The organism is Marinobacterium aestuarii, from assembly GCF_001651805.1.
GTDB lineage: Bacteria > Pseudomonadota > Gammaproteobacteria > Pseudomonadales > Balneatricaceae > Marinobacterium_A > Marinobacterium_A aestuarii.
Genome location: NZ_CP015839.1, coordinates 3,226,024 through 3,246,155, shown reverse-complemented (window position 1 = coordinate 3,246,155; position 20,132 = coordinate 3,226,024). Strand labels below are relative to the sequence as shown.

The window sequence follows — 20,132 nt, the reverse complement described above, 5'->3', positions numbered from 1 at the left end:
GATGGTTTGTATTGCGCCTTGCTGGCGCGTTACTTTCTTTGCACGCGCAAAGAAAGTAACCAAAGAAAGGCGCCCCCGCAGAAGCCTCTCTACTGCGCGCTGGGACGATTTTCCGGGCGCCGCTGACGTCACATCCCTGTGCCGCATCGGCGGCTCGGCATCCATGCCTCGCCCCTGTCGGGCCTGATCGAAAAACCGCCCCAGTGCTCGCCGGCATATGGCCATGGATGGCCGGTAGCCAGAAAATGCAGGAGCAATTTTCTGCTCAGAAGGGGGTATGTAAGCCGTTTTGATGTATTGGTGGTTATGGGGTGGCAGGGAACGGGCTTTTGTAGGGTGTCAATGAGCCTGCGAATTACACCATGTGGTGGTGCCATTGGGTATGACCGCGACTTATGTAGAAGAGAAGTCATTTCTGGGTGGCTCGTGCCGGCAGAACCTCTGCGGAGTTTTTTGAGTCTGTATTTCGCCTCTCGGCGACCCACTTTCCTTGTAGAAAGTCCTTGTTACGCGACAAGGACTTTTTACAAGGGGAGGTGGGTAAGGCTCTTTACCTTGAAGAATGCACCACCCATCAGCCGGCCTTCGGCTACACTGCGCGCCGGAATGATGCTCTGGGCGCCCTGCCTTCAAGGTGAAGAGCGGGACATTCATTTCCCCTATCGGCAGTCCCAGCCTCGCCCCTTTGGGTCTGATCGGAACATAATCCCGGTGCTCGTCGGCTGCTGAGGGGGATGGAAGCCGTTCTGTTAGCCCGCCGGTGCGAATTGCACCGTGCGGCGGTGTGCCGCCAAGGTTAATCACGAATCTCGAATCACGGTTACTGTGAAGTCCAACCACATCGGTAACAGTTCTGCTCAATGATATGGGTCACATTTCCATCCGAAGCTGATGGTTTCTGATTCTTGAAACCGCTGTGCTGGCGGGCGTTGCGAGGTAGTTTGATGGTTTGTATTGTGCCTTGCTGGCGCGTTACTTTCTTTGCACGCGCAAATAAAGTAACCAAAGAAAGGCGCCCCCGAAGAAGCCTTTGCGCTGCGCTCTGATGCCATTGTGCGGGCGCCGCTAACGCACATCCATGTGCTAATCGGCGTCGATACAGTCCCTGTATCGACCTTGCAGGCCTGATCGCACAATGACGTCAGTGCTCGCCGGCTTCAAATGGGGGAATGTAAGCCGTTTTGATGTATTGGTGGTTATGGGGTGGCAGGGAACGGGCTTGGGTAGGGTGTCAATGAGCCTGCGAATTGCACCATGTGGTGGTGCCATTGGGTATGGCCGCGACTTATGCAGAAGATTAGCCATTTCTGGATGGCCCCCTTGCTGGCAAAACCTCTGCGGAGTTTTTTGAGTCCGTATTTCGCCTCTCGGCGACCCAATTCCCTTGTAGACAGTCCTTGTTACGCGACAAGGACTTTTTACAAGGGGAGGTGGGCAAAGGCTCTTTACCTTGAAGAATGCACCGCCCATCAGCCGGCCTGCTGCTGCGCTGCGCGCCGGAATGATGCTCTGGGCGCCCCGCCTTCAAGGTGAAGAGCGGGACATTCATTTCCCCTATCGGCAGTCCCTGCCTCGCCCCTTTGGGTCTGATCGGAACATAATCCCGGTGCTCGTCGGCTGCTGAGGGGGATGTAAGCCGTTCTGATGTATTGGTGGTTTGCGATTTGGTATGCACTTGTAGGGTAAAGCGGAGCGTACCCATCGGAAACTGGCTTTGGTCGAGTGTTAATGAGCCTGCGAATTGCACAGTGCGGCGGTACGCCGCTATGCCGGTTGGCATAAGTAAAAAAAGCTGGAGTCCAGTTTGTTCTGGATCGCGCTTATAGGCGGAAGCTCTGCCGATTTTTTCGAATCCGCATTTCGCCTTTCGGTGACCCACCTCCCTTGTAGACAGTCCTTGTTACGCGACAAGGGCTTTCTACAAGGAGAGGTGGGCAAGGTTTTTACCTTGAAGAATGCGCCCCGATGAAGCCTTTTCGCTGCGCTCTGACGCCATTGTGCGGGTGCAGGCCTTCAAGGTTGAGAGTCGGAACATCCTGTTCCTAATCTGCAGCTCGACAGTTCCTGTCTCGCCCTGCGGGCCTGATCGCACAATAACGCCAGTGCTCGCCGGCATAGGGCCATGGATGGCCGGTAGCCAGAAAATGCAGGAGCAATTTTCTGCTCAGAAGGGGGAATGCATGCCGTTCTGATGTCCCGGTGGTCTGGTACGCCGCGATGATGAATCACGAATCACTGCTGTTGCTTTTTAACCTCGCACCTCGCACCTCGCACCTCGCGCCTCGTCCCTAGCCCCTGTTCCTACTCATTTTTCCTTCCATCTTGCCCCTGCTTTCGGCATCATGCCCTTCAGGCACTGAAGGATTACCGGTGCCAGATTTTTGATCGGTAATAGAACAAATCGTCAGCTGAGCATCGGAAGCCAGGCTGGGTGAATCCTATCTCCACTCGCAATTCCTTTGTTTTACTGGCTATGACTGCGTGCATCCTTGGCGGTATTCCGTCGCGAGGAGGGCGGTAGCGTGGTTTTCAGGCTTTTTCAGTTGATTATTCCGGATAAGAGGCCTTGCAGGCCAGTATCCTGGCGTGTGGCTAAAAATGTGCTGATACTTATTTGAAATCATGAAGTTACAAGGCGTAGTCGAAAAGTGGATATGAGGCTTGGTGATCGTTTTGTCGGATTCAATGCGATTGAGCAGATGACCTGAGCCGCTCATGCTACCTGGCTTTGCGCCCGTTTTTGACGAAAATTTATCAGGAGATACTGGCCTCAGGCAAATCGGCCTCCGAGGCTACGATACAAATGTTGGGCCACATAGGCAGCATACTGTGCATCTTGTAAGACCTTTTGAAGACATATCTCGCTACCGTAACGAATTGGCCTTTCGAATTCGGCTGTTCAATCCGCGAGGCCAATATCCCCGGGGCATCTGTGCGAATGGAAGTTCACTTTATGTTGCGGATGACGAGATTGCATTTTCGGCTGTTTTAGCAAAACCTTACGATCAGCTAACTTCGAATTTTCCGTATTCGGAGATGGACTGGGCCACCCCGCAGGAAGTTCGTTTTTGGGCCTCCATTCTGCTCTGTGAGGATGCTGATGGGCCAAAGATCCTGCTGTATCCCGAGCATACAACTTTCGCTTTGCTGGATTCGCAGTCTGTCGATCTCAGAGATGGTGACACTCAGCTTGAGCTGCGCCGTTTGGTCATTGATGGAGTTGCATCTAACGGGGAAGCATTAGCTCCCATTCATCTGTTCGAAAATGAAGTTAACCTAGATCGCCAAGCCGAGCTTTTAAGTCAAATCGGGGAGACTGATCATGTGCTCCTGAGGGGAGTCACGTGCTTGATCAAGTGTGACATGCTTTCTCGATATTACGAATTTACAGAGGAAGCGACTATTGTGGCCTTCATTGCGCTTGAGGCCTCTTTCTCACTGGTCGTGAATGCGTTAAAGGTGAACGGTATAGCAAATCCATCAGCCACAGATGCCGGAAGATGGTTGGATGACACGTTTAATCGGCCTTTGGGGATCGATCCCGGCGAGCGGAAATATTTCGAAGAATTGTACGAACAGCGAGTGATTACCATGCACCCTAGTAGTCGGTATGGTGACTGCCCTTATGCACCGCTTGCAGTTGACGACTTGTTTGACCTTCGTCGAGATTTGAGAGAAGTCTTCGCCTATTTAGTTTCGGGTGGGCACGGGCCAGAATTCGGCCGACGATTGAAAGAACGGGGAATGGCGTAGATGCGGCCCAACAAATCATTGCAGCGGACATTTGACCCGCCACCCATTTTTGCTGCCGCAAAAACAGGTGTCTCCTCAAATGCCGCTGAATTCAGGCGTTAGCTCTCAAGGATTTTCATAAAATATGATTTCAGTTTTTATTTTGGGCTTTATGTGTCCAACATTGTATTTGGCTACTTTTCTAAAGGAAGGCTCAAACAAAAATAAAGTTATTAGAAGCCTTAATTGGTTATACTTTGGGATATCAGTAGCCTCTTTTTTGATTCTATTGATATCTATGAACATCAGCGACGAGGAAGAAGTTAGAAAGGTAAGTTCTATGGATTCTTTCTTTATCTGGTTATGGATGGTTTTTCTGCTATCAAGGTGCTTCGAGATATTTTATGCCTTTTTAAGAGATGCTCTTGATAAAATTTCAGACAAAAAATCCAACGATCGAGTGAATTTTCCGATTACTGCCAAGGTTTATAGATTTTTGGTAAACAAAGTGTTGGATGAGGGGAAAGCAGAAAAGCTAGATTCTGCACTCCGATACCCATTAGAAGTAAAAGTGAAACTTTTGAGCTGCATGCCATTCAAAGAGAAAGTAAATGGGGGGGAGCTTCTGAATCATGACCGATTAATTCTTTCATTTCGAAGTTACTTTGAACTCATCTTGAATTTCTCCATTATTTACAGTTTGTTGCCAGCTGCACATTGGAGTACTGACAGCATTCTAAATATCATTCAAACCACATACTTTAGTGGGGTTACTATCACGACTTTAGGGTATGGTGACATATATCCAAAGTTATGGTTCTCACAATTTTTATCAGTTTTTGAGGTGCTTTGTGGGTTCACCTTGATAGTTGTATGTTTGGCGATATATCTGAAAGACGATTGAAAAAGAGCTAACAATCAGCTGAAGCGGGACTGGTTTTCCGCTACGCTCCAAACCTGCCCCTTAGCTGGGCGTTAAGGGGTTTCATTTGAGCCAATTACTAAACTCCGTCCTAGAATCATGGCTACCATCCAAGTGGCTAAGTATCCTATTAGCGGCGACAATATCGGCAGCAGCAATTGCATGTACCAACGATACGGCTCTAACATTTCTGCAAGGATTATTTGAGACTCAATCCAAGCTACTAACCCAAATAGCGGTGGCCACCTCAATACTCTGCCTCGGATTGCTAGTTGTGTTGCATTTAAGCCTTCGTCATTACAAGGCATTACTCACTCCCCCTAGCCCAATAAAGCTAGACGACTTTCTTTTTAGCGTAGTAGCCCTAATTGCCAAATACCACTCACAAGAAATTCCAGCTACAGCTAAAAAAATAGCCGAAAATCTCAACATAAACCCAGATACTCTTCTGGCACATATGTGGCAGTACCACAATGAGCAATATGTAACCTTCCGCTCCGGAGGCGCAAAACCTAACATAAATACACCCTTTTTTCTGTGTGATAAATCAGGTGAATGGGGTCAGGTCTTTCCTTTTGCTATAGTTTTATCTGAGGGCAATAGGCAAGACCCCGTGGCCCTTCGCTGGACGACGCGTTGTTGCTTTAAATTGAGGTCCTAAAGCAAAGATGAAGGAATGAAAAAGTATTTACTCTGACCCGAAAAAGCCTCCAAAAATAAGGACCCCAAAAATATTTAAGCCAGGCTGGTTGAATTAATGCTAGGATGTCTTGAGTTGGCAGCTGCCCGACAGTGCTCATCAGGAGTATTGGTAGATTAAGCTCTGATGTGAGGCGTTATATTCCTTTCGTTAGTCTTTATAAGAAAATTCAATGCAAAGGTTCCAGCACGCAGTTTCAGTCCTGACGACTATGGCAGCGATCTGAACTATCAGAGAATTGGAATTGATATGGAATCAGCATCTCCGCCCGCAAAACATCGCACGCCGGTTGGTCTCTCGGATCGATTGGCCCTCGGGTTCACTAAGTTTCTCCGCTTTTTTGCAGATATATTCTTCGCGAAGCGCTACGGACATCGCGCTGTCGTATTGGAAACGATTGCGGGAGTTCCAGGCATGGTGGCAGGAACCCTTCGACATTTGCGCGCCCTTCGCACCATGGAGAACGATGACGGATGGATCCAGACCTTACTGAATGAGGCGGAGAACGAGAGGATGCACCTAATGACGTTCGTTCACATTGCGAAACCGTCAAAATTCGAACGCTTTCTCATCCTAATGGCGCAAGGAATTTTCTATAATTTTTTCTTTATGGTCTACCTTTGCTCTCCGAGAATCGCGCACCGTATCGTCGGATACTTCGAGGAAGAAGCCGTATACAGTTATACTGAATACCTCGCAGATATTGATAATGGCGTTAGCGAGAACGTCGTTGCCCCGCAAATCGCGATTGACTACTGGAACTTGGCGCCTGATGCCCGTTTGAGAGACGTGGTTCTAGCGGTGCGGAATGATGAAGCACATCATCGAGACGTCAATCATCAATTCTCTGATGACCTATCTTGACCCGGAATATTAGGCGTATATCAAATATAACAAGGTAGCGCGCAGCCGCCACCTTATCCCAGTCTTGAACAAGCCCGCGCAGGTTGCATTAGATAGAGTCAATGGCGGATTATGGAATTGATCCGCTGCGGCGGGCGAAAGGACAGGGGTCTTGTCTTTTGCACTTTTGATCGAATTCTGGGGTAATAACAGCCGCGCCTTTGGTGCGGCACCGGCTTATGGCTAGATAAGTCTCTGTAATATCGTTTTCCACAAGAATGCTGAGCGCAAGGGCGCATTAACCCGCTAGGGTAATTGGGCTCGGGTAATTGGGGTCAGAGTAAAAATAGATCTACTGTATATCGATAAAGGATAAGTTCTTAAACTGCAAAAGTACCCGGTCATCAAGGATGATATATGGCACGATCACCTCGGTTATGTTTGTCCGGTATTCCTCTGCACATTATTCAGCGAGGCACTAACCGGTAGGCGTGTTTTGCTTCAGAGGAAGCTTATCGCGCCTTATTTGCGCAACACATTGATGCAGATGTCCAGACGGACATCAGAGCGACAGTGCAGAAAGGCTTGGCCTTGGGTAACGACAGATTCAAGCAACAAATCGAGGCGCTCGCTGGACGACGCGTGATTGCTTTAGAACGAGGTCCTAAGGCAAAGGTGAAGGAATGAAAAAGTATTTACTCTGACCCTAAAAATACTCTACCCCAAAAATTATAAGCCAAGACCTGAACCCGCTTTAGTGCTCTTGCGTAAATTCAGAGTACTCGCTCTCGATTAACATCCCGCACCCGTTGAGCCACTTGATGTGCAATTGCTTGCACCTGTCCAGCCTCAAGTATTCCTGCATGCAGCCGGGGTAGCTGTTTTGTTAGCTCAGCCCCATTCATGACATATGGGTCAACGGAGCGCTGCTTCCTTTCGATATACCAGCCCGGAAGCACGAGTACGCCGGCAACCGGCACTTCGAAGCCAGTAGAGTCACAGAGCCATTTGCGGACGGATTGCACGTTTCTTCGAGTTTGCTCCAATGGAGCACGTTCTACGTGGTTTGGAAAATGAAGAGCGCCCCCTTCAAGTCGGACTTTGAACTGCTTGTTTGTACCGTTGATCGGTTTGGAACGCCCCTTCGTCTCAATCACGAAGACACCGGATGGGGTAATGATCAGATGGTCTATGTTGAAGTTCTCGAACGGGATGTCATGAAAGACCCGGTAGGGCCGCTCTTCTGGCCGAATGATCTGCTCCAGTTCCTGCCCTACGGCCAATTCGCAAGCGAAACCGAGTCGTAAATGTCCCAGCCGCTTTACGATGCCCAGTGCTTTCCATACATAGTAACCGACCGCAATGGCGGCGAGACAAGACAGCGTGACCCACGTGGCCAAGTTTGCCTTCTTATCGAAGAACTCCCCCTGCATTAATAGCATTAACGGCGTGAGTGTGGTCATAACCGGTATCGTTATAAAACACAGCATCAGGTCAGCTTGCAGCGCGTCGATCTGCTTTTGCAGGGTAAAACCGGCGGGCCTGAGCAGGTCTGCCGTGAGCGGCGTTGTCCGACTGCGTGCCTGAAGCTTTTTCAGATATAGAGCAATGCCTAACAGTAGCATCAGCGGACCAAGGCATAGTGTGAGAACAATGCCGACAGCGTAGAACGATGACTGCCATTCCATATGACCTGCTCCATCCATGCCTAGTGAGCAAGCATCATAGGCTGTTCTAATGAAAGCGCCAAATAACGCCGCTGGAACCAGGTTTCAAGATCTCCAACGGGCTTGGCTATTGCAGTGATTCTAATGTGTTTCGACTCAATCCGATGGTAGGAAGGCGGCCAGTTCTTGCTTTTTCCGGCCTCTGCGGTTGATCGTTCAATACCTTCGTTTGACACAGGTCCCCGACGAAAGCTCTACAAGAAGCCAGACTCCCATGCCGGTGCTTCCGGCGTAGAGTTCGCAGGTAGCCACACCTCGCCCGAGCCCAAACCAGTCGCGACTTTGTTCCAGTCACTCGAGACGAGGGGGGGTAAAAGCTGGATAATGGCGGCAATCTAGGCCTATAGGCCGTCTAAATTCTGCAACCCTGGTACCCTCGGAATGGAAATCAAAGTCAATTTTCTCGACAATCTCAGACTTGAAGCCAAGTTTGATGATTTCACCGTCATCACAGACCAGCCCATACGCTACAAGGGTGATGGCTCGGCGCCGAGCCCGTTCGACTACTTTTTGGCGTCTTCGGCGCTCTGTGCGGCCTACTTCGTGCGGGTTTACTGCCTGGCGCGTGACATTCCGACCAACAATATCCGTCTGTCGCAGAACAATATTGTTGATCCTGAAGATCGCTATAACCAGATTTTCAAAATTCAGGTAGAGCTGCCGGAAGACCTGTCCGAGAAGGACCGTGCCGGTATCCTGCGCTCGATCGAGCGCTGTACCGTAAAGAAGGTAGTGCAGACGGGCCCCACGTTTGAGATTGAGACGGTTGAGAGTCTGGATCAGGATGCGCAAGCGCTGCTGATGGCCAAGCCCGAGGGCGATTCCAGTACCTTTATCCTGGGCAAGGACCTGCCGCTGGAGCAGACCATCGCCAATATGACGGCGATCCTGGCGGATCTGGGGATGAAGATCGAGATCGGCTCCTGGCGCAATATAGTGCCCCATGTGTGGTCGCTGCACATCCGTGATGCCGCCTCGCCAATGTGCTTTACCAATGGCAAGGGCGCGACCAAGGAAAGTGCGCTCTGTTCGGCGCTGGGCGAGTTTATCGAGCGCCTGAGCTGCAACTTCTTCTACAACGATCAGTTCTTTGGCAGTGAAATCGCCAATGGCGACTTCGTGCACTACCCGAACGAGAAGTGGTTCAAGCCGGGGCCGCAGGACGAGCTGCCCAAGGGTATTCTGGATGACTACTGCCTGCCTATTTACAACCCGGACGGGGAGCTCGGTGGCTCCAATCTGATCGATACCAACTCCGGCAACAGTGAGCGCGGCATTTGCTCGCTGCCCTTTGTGCGCCAGTCCGACGGCGAGGTAGTGTACTTTCCCTCGAACCTGATCGAGAACCTGTACCTGAGTAATGGCATGAGTGCGGGCAATACATTGTACGAAGCCCAGGTGCAGTGCCTGTCGGAGATCTTTGAACGGGCGGTAAAGAAGCAGATTATCGAAGGCGAAATTGCGTTGCCCGATGTGCCCGCCCAGGTGCTGGCAAAGTATCCCGATGTGCTTGAGGGCATCAAGGCGCTGGAAGAGCAGGGCTTTCCGGTGCTGGTCAAGGATGCCTCCCTCGGTGGTCAGTTCCCGGTGGCCTGTGTCACGCTGATGAATCCCAGAACAGGCGGTGTCTTTGCCTCCTTCGGCGCACACCCAAGCCTGGAAGTTGCACTGGAGCGCAGTCTTACCGAACTGCTGCAGGGGCGCAGCTTCGAAGGTCTGAACGATGTACCGCCGCCGACCTTTAACGGTATGGCCGTCTGCGAACCCAATAACTTCGTTGAGCACTTTATTGATTCGACCGGGGTTATTTCCTGGCACTTCTTCAGTGCCAAGCAGGATTTTGAATTCTGCGAATGGGATTTTTCCGGCACCAACGAGGAAGAAGCCGCCTGCCTGTTCGGCATCCTCAAGGAGATGGGCAAAGAGGTTTACATGGCGGTGCATGAAGACCTGGGTGCGCCAGCCTGCCGTATCCTGGTGCCCGGTTATTCCGAAGTCTACTCGGTGGAGGACCTGATCTGGGACAACACCAATGTGGCGCTGAACTACCGCGAAGACATCCTCAATCTTCATTCTCTGAATGATGAGCAGTTGGCCGAACTGGCGGAGCGCCTGGAAGAAAGCCAGCTCGATAACTACATGGATATCATCACCCTGATCGGCATCGTCTTTGACGAAAACACCGTCTGGGGACAGTTGACGATTCTTGAGCTGAAGCTGCTGATCTATCTGGCGCTGCAACAGCATGAAGAAGCGCTGGAGCTGGTCGAAAGTTTCCTGCAGTACAACAACAACACCGTCGAGCGCGGGCTCTTCTACCGTGCGGTCAATGCGGTGCTGGAAATCACCCTGGATGATGAGCTTGAGCTCGATGACTACCTCACCAACCTCAAGCGCATGTTTGGCGACGACGTCATGAGCGCTGTCGTCGGCTCGGTGAATGGCACTGTGCGTTTCTACGGCCTGACCCCCACCAACATGCAGCTGGAGGGCCTAGACAAGCATCTGCGCCTGATCGAAAGCTACAAAAAGCTACACGCACTGCGGGCTGGAAAATCAGCGAGCTAAACGATTACTGAGCAGTTATAACTGCACCGGGCGGCGTTCCGTCGCTCGGCGCAATTCGCTTGAGACCCCTTGGTACCCTACGGCTGGCTGATAGGCTGCAGGTAAATAACAGAGTCTGACCCCAAGTGCTTTACTTGGCCGGACGTTTGTATTTCTTGGGTCTTGGAATTTGGCTACCAGCGGATACTTAGCGGGCTTTTTGATAATCAGTATGTCGCCCTTTGGCGACATACTTTCTTTGCTCGTGCAAAGAAAGTATGCAAAGAAAGCACGCCCCGATGAAGCCTTCTTGCTGTGCTCTGAAGTCATTGTGCGGGCGGCGCTAACGGAACATCCTGTTCCTAATCGCCGGCTCGACAGTCCCTGTCTCGCCCCTGCGGGCCTGATCGCACACTGACCTCAGTGCTCGCCGGCTTCATAAGGGGTAACAAGATCCGCTCTGGCAGATTGGTGCGAATGAGTAGGCCGTGCATGAGCTTTCGCAGGATACCAATGAGCCTCCAAAGAATGGACCCCAAGTGCCGCCTGCGTCCGTTTTTATGTCCTGACGGATATATAGAGAGTAAACCTATTTGTCCGTCAGGTTAATCTGCAGTTTTATCTAAGCGGGTTTAAATACCGACTTACGCAGGATCACATACAGGGTTACGCTCACCACCAGGCTGGTAAAGAACTCGACCGGAATCAGGCTATTCAGCACATAGTGCGCCAGTATCGAGGCCACCAGGGTACTGATGATACCGGCCCAGTTTACGGCTTCGTCGTGTACCCGTTTGTCACGGCCGTTTTTGCGAATAATAAAGTAGTCGGCCAGCATGATACTGGCGAACGCCGTGGTCAGAACACCCAGGATATTCACCCAGGACTGCACCAGGCCAAGAATATTCATGGTGATCATCGCCAGCGCAATCAGGTTGGCGGCCACAACCAGCATCCAGCGGGGCATGCGCAGGTTGGCGGCATCAAACAGGTTGGATAACGACAGCGAACCGCTGTAGGTGTTGAGTACCTGGGCCTTGCCCTGGGCCATGATCATCAGGATAAAGCCGATAATGCCGCCAAAGACGATAAAGGCTGCGGCCACGCCATCGGGGGACAGCGCCATGCTCTGCGCGACATCGGCAGGAATACCCTTGGCCATGTAGGAGTCGATGAGCCTGCTGCTGCCAGCGAACATGACCACACCGCCAATCGCCACCATAACGATATCCAGGAAAATATTACCCAGGAGCGCGGCAATGCCGATGTCTTTTGAGCTTTTGGCATAGCGACCTATATCCGCATCCACCAGTGCCAGGGCGCCGGCCGAGCCGATAAAGAGGTTAACGCAGAAGATGAACTTGCCCATGTCGGTGCTGGCGCCCATGCCTGCGAGTACATCGGCTGGGAGTATGGAACCAAAGGAGGTGGCGGCGGCGAAGCTCTGGTTGGTGGTGACCAGCACCGAGTAGGTCATGTAGATCAGAATGACCAGGAACAGAACCAGGCTGATGGACGAGACCCTGGAGACCAGTTTAAAACCATAGAGGGTGAGGAATATCCAGGCGGCGGATAGGGCGCCATAAATAATGACCTGGTTCATAACAGTGTCAGGCATGTTAAAGAAGAACAGAAACCCCTGGTAGAGCAGGGCATTCTCCAGTGCCAGGAAGCCAATAATCATAAAGGCAAAGATGGCGGAACCCAGGATAGAGCCTTTTACGCCAAAGCCGTATTGGCGTGCCATGACAGTGCTGGATAATCCGGATTTAAAGGCGACATGGCCGCAAAGCCACCCCAGCAGTGAACCTATAATAGTCACGGTGATGCCCGCGATCATGGCTATCTTGAAGCCGGCAACAAAGGTCGCCAGGGCGCCGAAAAACAGCTGTATCAGGGTGGTTACGATGCCTGCGGTATTCCAGGAGAGTTTTAACCAGCCCTCCCGTGCATTGTCCGGCACACTTTCCAGTGCATGGTCTTCCATGACTGTTTGCAGAACCTCGGTGTTTTCCATTTGCCTTACCTGTAATGTGAATAAAAAATCCTGTGCCCGGGGCGGCCTGTTCCCTTTCTGCATTACAGGCGGCCGGCACCGGTTGTTTTGGGGCTTTTAGGAGTGCATATGAGGGAGCAGGGAGAGCCTCAGGGTTTATCCTGCACCAGTGCAAGCACTCTCAGCGGGCTGCCCGAGCCGTCCTTTATCTTCAAGGGGGCTGCCATAATGATGGCGCCCTGGGGTGGTAGCTGGTCCAGATTCATTAGGCATTGCAAACCGTACCTGTTTGCCCCGTGCATGAGCGTGTGGCAGGGATAGGCAACCGGCCAGGCATAGGATTGCCCGGCATCGGTATTGATGGTTTCTACGCCGAAACCGCGTACATCGCGCTCCGTGATCAGCCACTCAACGGCGGCCTGGCTGGGGCCTGGCGTGTGGGCGCCGTCTTCATGCATGTTCACAAAGGCGGCGGGGTCGCAGATGCGTTTGCTCCAGTCGGTACGCAGCAGCAGCCAGGCGCCCGTGGGGATAGGCCCATGCTGCGCTTCCCAGCTCATCAGATAGTCGACGTCGAGTATCCAGTCATCGTTACAGGCGACTTCCTGGCTGGCATCAATTACGCAGGCGGGGCCAATAAACTGGCGGGCATCAATGGTATCAACACTGTTGTTGGGGCAGTCTCTGCCGCTGATCCAGTGCACGGGGGCGTCAAAATGGGTGCCGGTGTGTTCACCGCAGGAGAAATTGTTCCAGTACCAGCCTGGGCCATTTTCATCGTACTTTGAAATGCGTTCCTGTTTGAAAGCCCATACCTGGGCGAATTGTGGCGGCAGCTCCAGGGCGGGGAATTCGGAAGACAGGGTTTGGGTTAAATCCACAATGCGGATGCTGTTGTCCGATAGACCCCGAGCCAGATTTTCAAGCGTTGATATCATGCGTGTCTCCTTTGTTATTTTATAGCGGGTAATGGAAAAACGTTCTGCAAAGGGATAGATTTATAGCCTGAATAAATAAAATTTTACCGCTTCCATATGTATATAACTTTATCTTTGGCTGAGATAAGTTGGCTATCCGAATATTATGCTTTTTATATCCGATTTTTGTTGTTGATCGGTTTTACAGTTTTTAATAGCTGATAAGCGGTTTTGGCGCGTCCTAAATAACCTGGCTTATACTGCCTGACCTGGTTACAGCTGGGGCGTTAAGGGCCTTGGTGAATGTGCCGATCCTTGACGGCCTGTCACGCTGCAGCCAACCCGGCGGGATAATATTTTGGAGGAAAGAGTCAGTGGTGTGACCGCATCCTGACATCCATGCGTGTGCGGCATGGCCGGCAGGGATGGGAGTATTGACGTTTTATGCAAGCATCATAAAACGTGTCTCCTGTATGTTAAGTAAAAATAGGCAGAGTGCCTATTTTTCAGATAGTTCGATACGTTTAAAATGACTCCTTTTCTGTGCGTTTTATGGTTTCAAGGATAGGGCTCATTATGGATATAAGCACACAAATAATACTATCACTCACCCTGTACAAGATTGTATCGCTGCTGGTGGGGACTGTCTTTGCCTACATGGGGTATCGCCTGTTCATGTCCGGTATCTGGGGGCATGCGGGTGAGCTTGAAACCGGGTTTGGGGATAATAAGCTGGCACTTAAAAAGGCCGCGCCTGGAACATTTTTCGTGCTCTTTGGTGCGATCGTTATCTCTATAACCCTGTATAAGGGGTTGGAGTTCAAGAATAATCAGAATGATTCTGTCACTGATTCCTACGTTGAAATTATTGAGGCGGACGATAATGAAATGCCAGAAAAACCTCCTTTCTAGTCTTGTGATGCTATCAATTTGGCTTTGTCTGTCCTCCGCTCCCGTACATGCGGGGCAGCGAGATGACTTGTATGCAAAGGGGATAGATGCGTATGGATCAAAAAACTATGTAGTGGCGTTAAAGAATCTGTATGCATTCTATGTGCTAAATGAGGCCGAAATAGATGCCCGGCCTGACTTCAAGAAACAGATCAATGAGAGAATCGTGAATTCAGAAGCCATTTTGAAACTGTCATTTGCCGCCAATCCGTCGATTCAGGCATCGAGTGGGGTGACGCGAATAATTACCCGCAACCTGGGTGGTTCTTTTATAGGCACCGGCATGGAGGTCGAAGACCTTCTCAAGAGCAAAACAATAGATCTAAAATCTATCCAGGACTTCAACCACAAGTCTCTGGCCCAGCCTGTGGGGCTGCGCTAGAGAGGCTCTGGGTGACAGAGTTTAGGATTCAGGGGGCCGGCGGTCAATGGGCTCTGGTGGGCTGATACGGCGGCGCTCAGCCTTGCGGGAGCATAGTTATTGGACACTACAATTCGTTATGAAATACCGGGGGATATCGCCGGCATTCACAGCCTCATTGAGCTGGCGTTTCGCAATGCGCCCCATACGGATCATACCGAGCAGTACATAGTGCAAGCGCTACGGGCGGCGGGTGTCCTGTGGGCTTCGCTGGTGGCCGAGTCGGGCGGGAAGCTTGTCGGTCATCTGGCGCTGTCGCCGGTACAGATATCTGATGGTAGCTCCGGCTGGTATGGGTTGGGGCCGATCGCGGTGCACCCGGACTATCAGGGGAAAGCGGTAGGCTCCAGGCTGATGCAGCGGGCTCTGGCCGAGCTGGAGGCCCGGGGCGCGGCAGGCTGCGTCGTACTGGGGGACCCGGGTTATTATGGCCGCTTTGGCTTTAAGGCGCAGAGCCGGCTGGTGTTGCCGGGCGTGCCTCCAGAGTACTTTCAGGCACGGTCATTTAGGGGGGCCTGCCCACGGGGCTCGGTGCAATACCAGCTGGCGTTCAATGCCCGGGGCTAGTACAGGGGCGGCCTGTTGCTATCTGTGTAGCTGTGATGGAATGCTCGACAGGAACGTTGTTGACAAAAGAGTCCGGCGCGTTCGCGTACCTGTGCCTCTTTATTACGGTAAATGGGCTCTAAAGTCGCTGCGACAGGCGTCTGCCCTTTACCTCTGAATGTCAGCATTGACTCCATTACCGCAGTGGCCACCCAAGCAGCAAAACCCCTATTGTCAGCGCGCCTGTGATCAGATTCATCGGTATACCCACGCGCAGAAAGTCGGCAAAGTGGTAGTTACCGGGCCCGTATACCATCAGGTTGGTCTGGTAGCCCAGGGGTGTCGCAAAGCTGGCGGAGGCCGCCATCATTATCGCGAACACAAAGGGCTCGCTGTTCAGGCCGCTCATCTGGGTGATCTGCAGCACAATCGGCAGCATCAGTATGGCGGCGGCATTGTTGGTGATGACCTCGGTAAGCAGGGACACTGTTACGTAGGTCAGTATCAGCAGCAGCCAGTCGCTATCCCGGCTCAAATGAATAATATGCTCGGCCAGAAAGGTCGCCACGCCGGTTTTTTCCAGCGCCGTGCCCAGGGCAAAAGACGCGGCTATGGTGATGATGACATTCAGATCCAGGCTCTTTTCCGCCTGACTCACGGAACAGCAGCCACTGGCAAGCATCAGGCCGGCGCCCAGCAGGGCCGCATTGAGCATGCTGATCAGGCCAACGCTGGCAGCACCAATCGCTGCGATCAGAATGACCCAGGCAATTGTGGCCTGGCCGTGGCGCGGTGTTTCGGCACCCATGTCGCTGATCAGCAGGAAATCCCGGTTGTAGCGCTGGCGGGTGACAAAGGCGGGCCTGGCCTCCAGCAGCAGGGTGTCGCCGGCTTGCAGCATAATGGTGCTGAGGTTGCCGCGAATACGCTCGCCGTGGCGGGCTACCGCCAGTACCACGGCGCCGTAGCGTTCACGAAAGCGGGCATCCCGAATGGCCAGGCCAATAGCAGCACAGTGCGGCGATACCACGGCTTCCACCAGGCAACGTTCGGGGCGCTGTTGCAGCAAAACTTGGGCGGCGGCGTTGTCCGCTGAGGGCACAATGCCCTTGATGCGCAGCAGATCGGTGATGGCCTCGGTATCGCCGGCGAAAACCAGTCGGTCGCCGCCCTGTAATGGCTCCTGGGAGGACACCGCCGTCACCACGGCGCCATCGCGTTCGATCTCCACCAGATAGACGCGCTTTAGATGGCGCAGGCCGGCCTGCTCCACGCTGCGACCCACCAGGGGACCGTGCGGGTCTATGGCGACCTCCAGGGTGAATTCCCGCAGATTGGCAAAGGCGCTGTCGGGCTCACGGCTCGGCAGCCAGTGGGGGAAAAACAGCCACATAAAGGCCAGCCCCCCCAGCGCCACCGGCAGGCCTACGGCGGTGATGGCGAACAGCGAAAAGCCGGGGTTCCCGGTCAGTGTCTGGTACTGGGCATTGACGATCAGGTTGGTACTGGTGCCGATCAGCGTCAGGGTGCCACCCAGAATGGCGCAGTAACTGAGTGGAATCATCAGTTTGGATGGTGCTATGCCGATGCGCCGTGACCAGCTGTGTACCGCCGGAATCAGAGTGGCAACCACAGGGGTGTTGTTCAAAAAGGCACTGAGCACCACCACCGGGGTGAACAGGCGCGCAAGCGCACCGCGCTCGGTGGCGGGGTTGCCCAGTACCCGGTCTATCAGCAGGTCGGCGGCCCCTGAGGCGTGCATGCCCGCCGCCACCACGAACATCGCCGCCACGGTAATGAGCCCGCTGTTAGCAAAGCCCGCCAGGGCATCGGCGGGGTTCAGTATGCCGGCAATGCTCAGCAGGCTGAGAGCGGCCATCATGACCAGGTGCGGCCGAATCCGGCTGCTAACAAGCGTTATCAAAACGCTGGCGGTGAGCGCCAGGGAAAACCAGCCTTGCCATTGCATCGTTGCAGCTTCCGGTGACCTTATGGATCAGAGTTATCGAGTGTTGATAGGCATTTATGGCGCTTTTATGGTGTGCTTGCGGTGCGCTTTCGCTGTGTTCGAGACGAGCCTTGATATCGCCGGGAGAGCGACTGGGCGGAGTATAAGGCGGCGCCTAAATAACAAATAAGAATATGTTTTGATATTGATAGATTAAAAGAGAATATAGACATTGCCGTACTGAGGCACCGCTGGCGACCAGGGGTGTTCCGATGAACACTCAGGGTGCAGAATGGTGGCTCACCACAGAGGTTTAGCAAACAGGGAAGGGGGAGCACTCCAGTGACACTGCAACAGCGACTGGGTATCGAATTGCCCATCATTCAGGCGCCCATGGCCGGAGCTCAGGGCCATGCACTTGCCGCCGCCGTGTGCAATGCCGGTGGCCTGGGTTCCTTGCCCTGCGCCATGCTGACAGCCGAAGGTCTGCAGGCCGAACTTGCCGCGCTCACGAGCGCCACGCAGCGGCCCTTTAACGTCAATTTTTTCTGCCATAAGTCACCAGAGCCTGATGCTGCGCGAGAGGCGGGCTGGCGCCAGGCGCTGGCGCCGTTTTACCGCGAGTTCGGTGTGGATGCGCAGGCCATTCCGCCGGGCGCCGGGCGGGCGCCCTTTAGTGATGCAATGGCGGATGTGCTGGAGCCCTTCAGGCCGGCGGTGGTCAGCTTTCATTTCGGCCTGCCATCGGATGCGCTGCTGGCGCGGGTGAAGAGCTGGGGGTCAAAGGTGATGTGCTCGGCCACGACTGTGGAGGAAGCACTCTGGCTCGAAGCGAGGGGCGTGGATATCCTGATTGCCCAGGGGCTTGAGGCCGGTGGTCACCGGGGCCATTTTCTGTCGATGGATCTGACGCGCCAGAGCGGCACCTTTGCGCTGCTGCCACAGATGGTGCAGGCGGTGTCGATCCCTGTGGTGGCGGCGGGCGGTATCGCCGATGCACAGGGAATCCGCGCAGCCATGACTCTGGGCGCCCTGGGGGCGCAGCTGGGTACCGCCTATCTTTTATGCCCGGAAAGCCTGATCAGCGACTTGCACCGGGCTGCTCTGCACCGCGCCGCATCGCAAGGCCCGGAGGCCAGCCACACCGCGTTAACCAACCTGTTTACCGGGCGGCCTGCGCGGGGCATTGTCAACCGTGTGATGCGGGAGCTGGGCCCATTGAACGATGCGGTGCCTGCATTTCCGCTGGCAACGACGGCCATTGGGCCGCTGCGTGCGGCAGTCGAAAAACAGGGCAGCGGCGATTTCACGCCACTTTGGTGTGGCCAGAACCCCAGCGGCTGCAGGGCGATACCCGCGGGTGAGCTGACGCACCAGCTCGGTGCTGATCTCAACGCCTGATCTTTGCCTTCGACGGTGCTAGGCGTTAGCAGGTCTTCGTTATGTGTGAGTCGTGGTGTCTGTAGCAACCACGACTCACTATTTACCAATCACCAATCACCAATCACCAACCACCAACCACCAACCACCAACCACCAACCACCAACCACCCACCACCCACCAACCAACCAACCAACCAACCAACCAACCAACCAACCAACCAACCAACCAACCAACCAACAATCACCAATCACGAATCACGAATCACGAATCACGAATCACGAATCACGAATCACCCCTCGTTCTTTTTCCGGTTCAGCCATTCGATATACCGCAACACCAATGCCTTATAGCCAAACGGTTGTTTTAATTGTTGGCCGGCAGCTCCAAAGCGACCTAGATTTTCCTTGGTAGCCTTGTCGATACAGAGGTTGTGTCTCAAGGGGAAAATTTCAAAAGGGAGTTTGGCATGAATTTTCAAAGCAAGGGCCGGCCGTTAAGCGATAGCGGTCTTGAGCAGATATGCGATACTCTGGGCGTTGGCGGCGCCGAGATCTGGGCCGTACTCAGCGTGGAAACCCGGGGCTTTGGCTTTCTGGATAATCGAAAACCCCGCATCCTGTTTGAACGCCACATCTTTCACCGTCGCACCGACGGCGCCTTCGATCAGCTGAATCCGAATATCAGCAGCAGCGCGCCCGGCGCCTATGCCGGCGGCCCCGCCGAGTACGCTCGGCTGGAGGCGGCCATGAAACTCAATGCCCAGGCTGCGCTTGAAAGTGCTTCCTGGGGTATCGGCCAGGTGATGGGTTTTAACTATGCAGTGGCGGGCTACGCCAGCGTCGATGAGATGATCAGCGCGATGGTGGCGGATGAAGACAGCCAGATTATGGCCATGGCGCACTTTATCAAGGGCAATAATCTGGCCGCTGCCATGCAGCGCAAAAACTGGGAGGCATTCGCCCGGGGCTACAATGGCCCGGCGTTTCGCAAAAACGATTACGATACCCGTCTGGCCGCCGCCCATGCGCGTTTTCGCGTGGCGCTGCCTAATCTGGGGCTGCGTACCGCCCAGGCGGCACTGTTGTTTCTGGGGTTTGATCCAGGCCCCGTCGATGGGGTGCGTGGGCGCCGAACCCGCTCCGGGCTGATTCAGTTCCAGGAGCGCCTGGGCTTGCCCCAAAGTGGCGAGCTGGATCAGGACACCGAGCGCGCCCTTGCCCAGGCGGCCTTTGGCGGCTAACGCCGATTCTTCCCCCCGGTGGCCTTGGGCGCGTCACTATCGCCCTTCACTGCCAAGCGTCCTGACAAGCGCGTCGAAGAGGCGCTCTTTCGGCGCGACTTTCTCTGGCCTACCTGAACAGCGGCTGCTTCGAAAACCTCATTTTCAGCCCTTATCTTCTAAGGATAGTGAGACTATTCCCGCTGTGGTAACGTCTATCCCAATAAGCCGGGAAGCTCAGGGCCGCCACGGCACGCCGGCGTCTCCGGCAAGCGCTCCA

General features: G+C 53.6%; 13 protein-coding genes. 9 read left to right on the top strand and 4 right to left on the bottom strand.

Annotated features, from left to right (window positions below):
• The first annotated feature begins 2,715 nt into the window (after positions 1-2,715).
• The 3 genes from A8C75_RS14180 to A8C75_RS14170 all read left to right on the top strand — a co-directional run bounded on the left by A8C75_RS14180 (position 2,716) and on the right by A8C75_RS14170 (position 6,218).
• Positions 2,716-3,753 carry a hypothetical protein gene (locus A8C75_RS14180; RefSeq protein ID WP_157890299.1) on the top strand — a complete coding sequence of 346 codons (1,038 nt, stop codon included), beginning with the start codon at positions 2,716-2,718 and terminating at the stop codon, positions 3,751-3,753.
• Positions 3,754-3,877: 124 nt separating this feature from the next.
• Positions 3,878-4,636 carry a potassium channel family protein gene (locus A8C75_RS14175; RefSeq protein ID WP_067383617.1) on the top strand — a complete coding sequence of 253 codons (759 nt, stop codon included), beginning with the start codon at positions 3,878-3,880 and terminating at the stop codon, positions 4,634-4,636.
• A 967-nt stretch (positions 4,637-5,603) separates the two neighbouring features.
• Complete coding sequence (locus tag A8C75_RS14170; RefSeq protein WP_067383615.1) at positions 5,604-6,218, top strand: alternative oxidase; 615 nt, start codon at positions 5,604-5,606, stop codon at positions 6,216-6,218.
• A gap of 752 nt (positions 6,219-6,970) precedes the next feature.
• Here the strand turns inward: A8C75_RS14170 and A8C75_RS14165 are convergent.
• Positions 6,971-7,885, bottom strand: coding sequence for a nuclease-related domain-containing protein (locus A8C75_RS14165; RefSeq protein ID WP_067383613.1), 915 nt, complete (start codon positions 7,883-7,885; stop codon positions 6,971-6,973).
• Positions 7,886-8,305: 420 nt separating this feature from the next.
• On the opposite strand from A8C75_RS14165, the gene A8C75_RS14160 reads away from it, so the two are divergent.
• On the top strand, positions 8,306-10,492 hold the full coding sequence (locus A8C75_RS14160; protein WP_067383610.1) for an OsmC domain/YcaO domain-containing protein: 2,187 nt from the start codon (positions 8,306-8,308) through the stop codon (positions 10,490-10,492).
• A gap of 601 nt (positions 10,493-11,093) precedes the next feature.
• Here A8C75_RS14160 and A8C75_RS14155 read toward each other — a convergent pair.
• Positions 11,094-12,488 (bottom strand): purine-cytosine permease family protein, encoded by a 1,395-nt coding sequence (locus tag A8C75_RS14155; RefSeq protein ID WP_084784076.1) that lies wholly within the window; start codon positions 12,486-12,488, stop codon positions 11,094-11,096.
• 128 nt (positions 12,489-12,616) lie between these two features.
• The gene (locus A8C75_RS14150; protein WP_067383607.1) at positions 12,617-13,405 is read right to left on the bottom strand and encodes a cyclase family protein; all 789 of its coding nucleotides are present in this window, start codon (positions 13,403-13,405) and stop codon (positions 12,617-12,619) included.
• Between the two features lie 555 nt (positions 13,406-13,960).
• On the opposite strand from A8C75_RS14150, the gene A8C75_RS14145 reads away from it, so the two are divergent.
• From A8C75_RS14145 to A8C75_RS14135, 3 genes are all read left to right on the top strand, one after another.
• Positions 13,961-14,296, top strand: a complete 336-nt coding sequence (locus A8C75_RS14145; protein WP_067383604.1) for a hypothetical protein — start codon at positions 13,961-13,963, stop codon at positions 14,294-14,296.
• Positions 14,268-14,717 (top strand): hypothetical protein, encoded by a 450-nt coding sequence (locus A8C75_RS14140; RefSeq protein WP_157890298.1) that lies wholly within the window; start codon positions 14,268-14,270, stop codon positions 14,715-14,717. Before A8C75_RS14145 ends, A8C75_RS14140 begins: the two co-directional genes overlap by 29 nt.
• 99 nt (positions 14,718-14,816) lie before the next feature.
• Positions 14,817-15,323: a GNAT family N-acetyltransferase gene (locus tag A8C75_RS14135; RefSeq protein WP_067383599.1), complete on the top strand. Its 507-nt coding sequence runs from the start codon at positions 14,817-14,819 to the stop codon at positions 15,321-15,323.
• Positions 15,324-15,498: 175 nt separating this feature from the next.
• Here A8C75_RS14135 and A8C75_RS14130 read toward each other — a convergent pair whose 3' ends face one another.
• A complete protein-coding gene (locus A8C75_RS14130; protein WP_067383596.1) occupies positions 15,499-17,271 on the bottom strand; it encodes an SLC13 family permease in 1,773 nt (590 codons plus the stop codon).
• Positions 17,272-17,592: 321 nt separating this feature from the next.
• On the opposite strand from A8C75_RS14130, the gene A8C75_RS14125 reads away from it, so the two are divergent.
• Positions 17,593-18,651: an NAD(P)H-dependent flavin oxidoreductase gene (locus tag A8C75_RS14125; RefSeq protein ID WP_193788197.1), complete on the top strand. Its 1,059-nt coding sequence runs from the start codon at positions 17,593-17,595 to the stop codon at positions 18,649-18,651.
• Between the two features lie 448 nt (positions 18,652-19,099).
• Complete coding sequence (locus tag A8C75_RS14120; RefSeq protein ID WP_067383590.1) at positions 19,100-19,873, top strand: N-acetylmuramidase domain-containing protein; 774 nt, start codon at positions 19,100-19,102, stop codon at positions 19,871-19,873.
• Positions 19,874-20,132 lie beyond the last annotated feature (259 nt).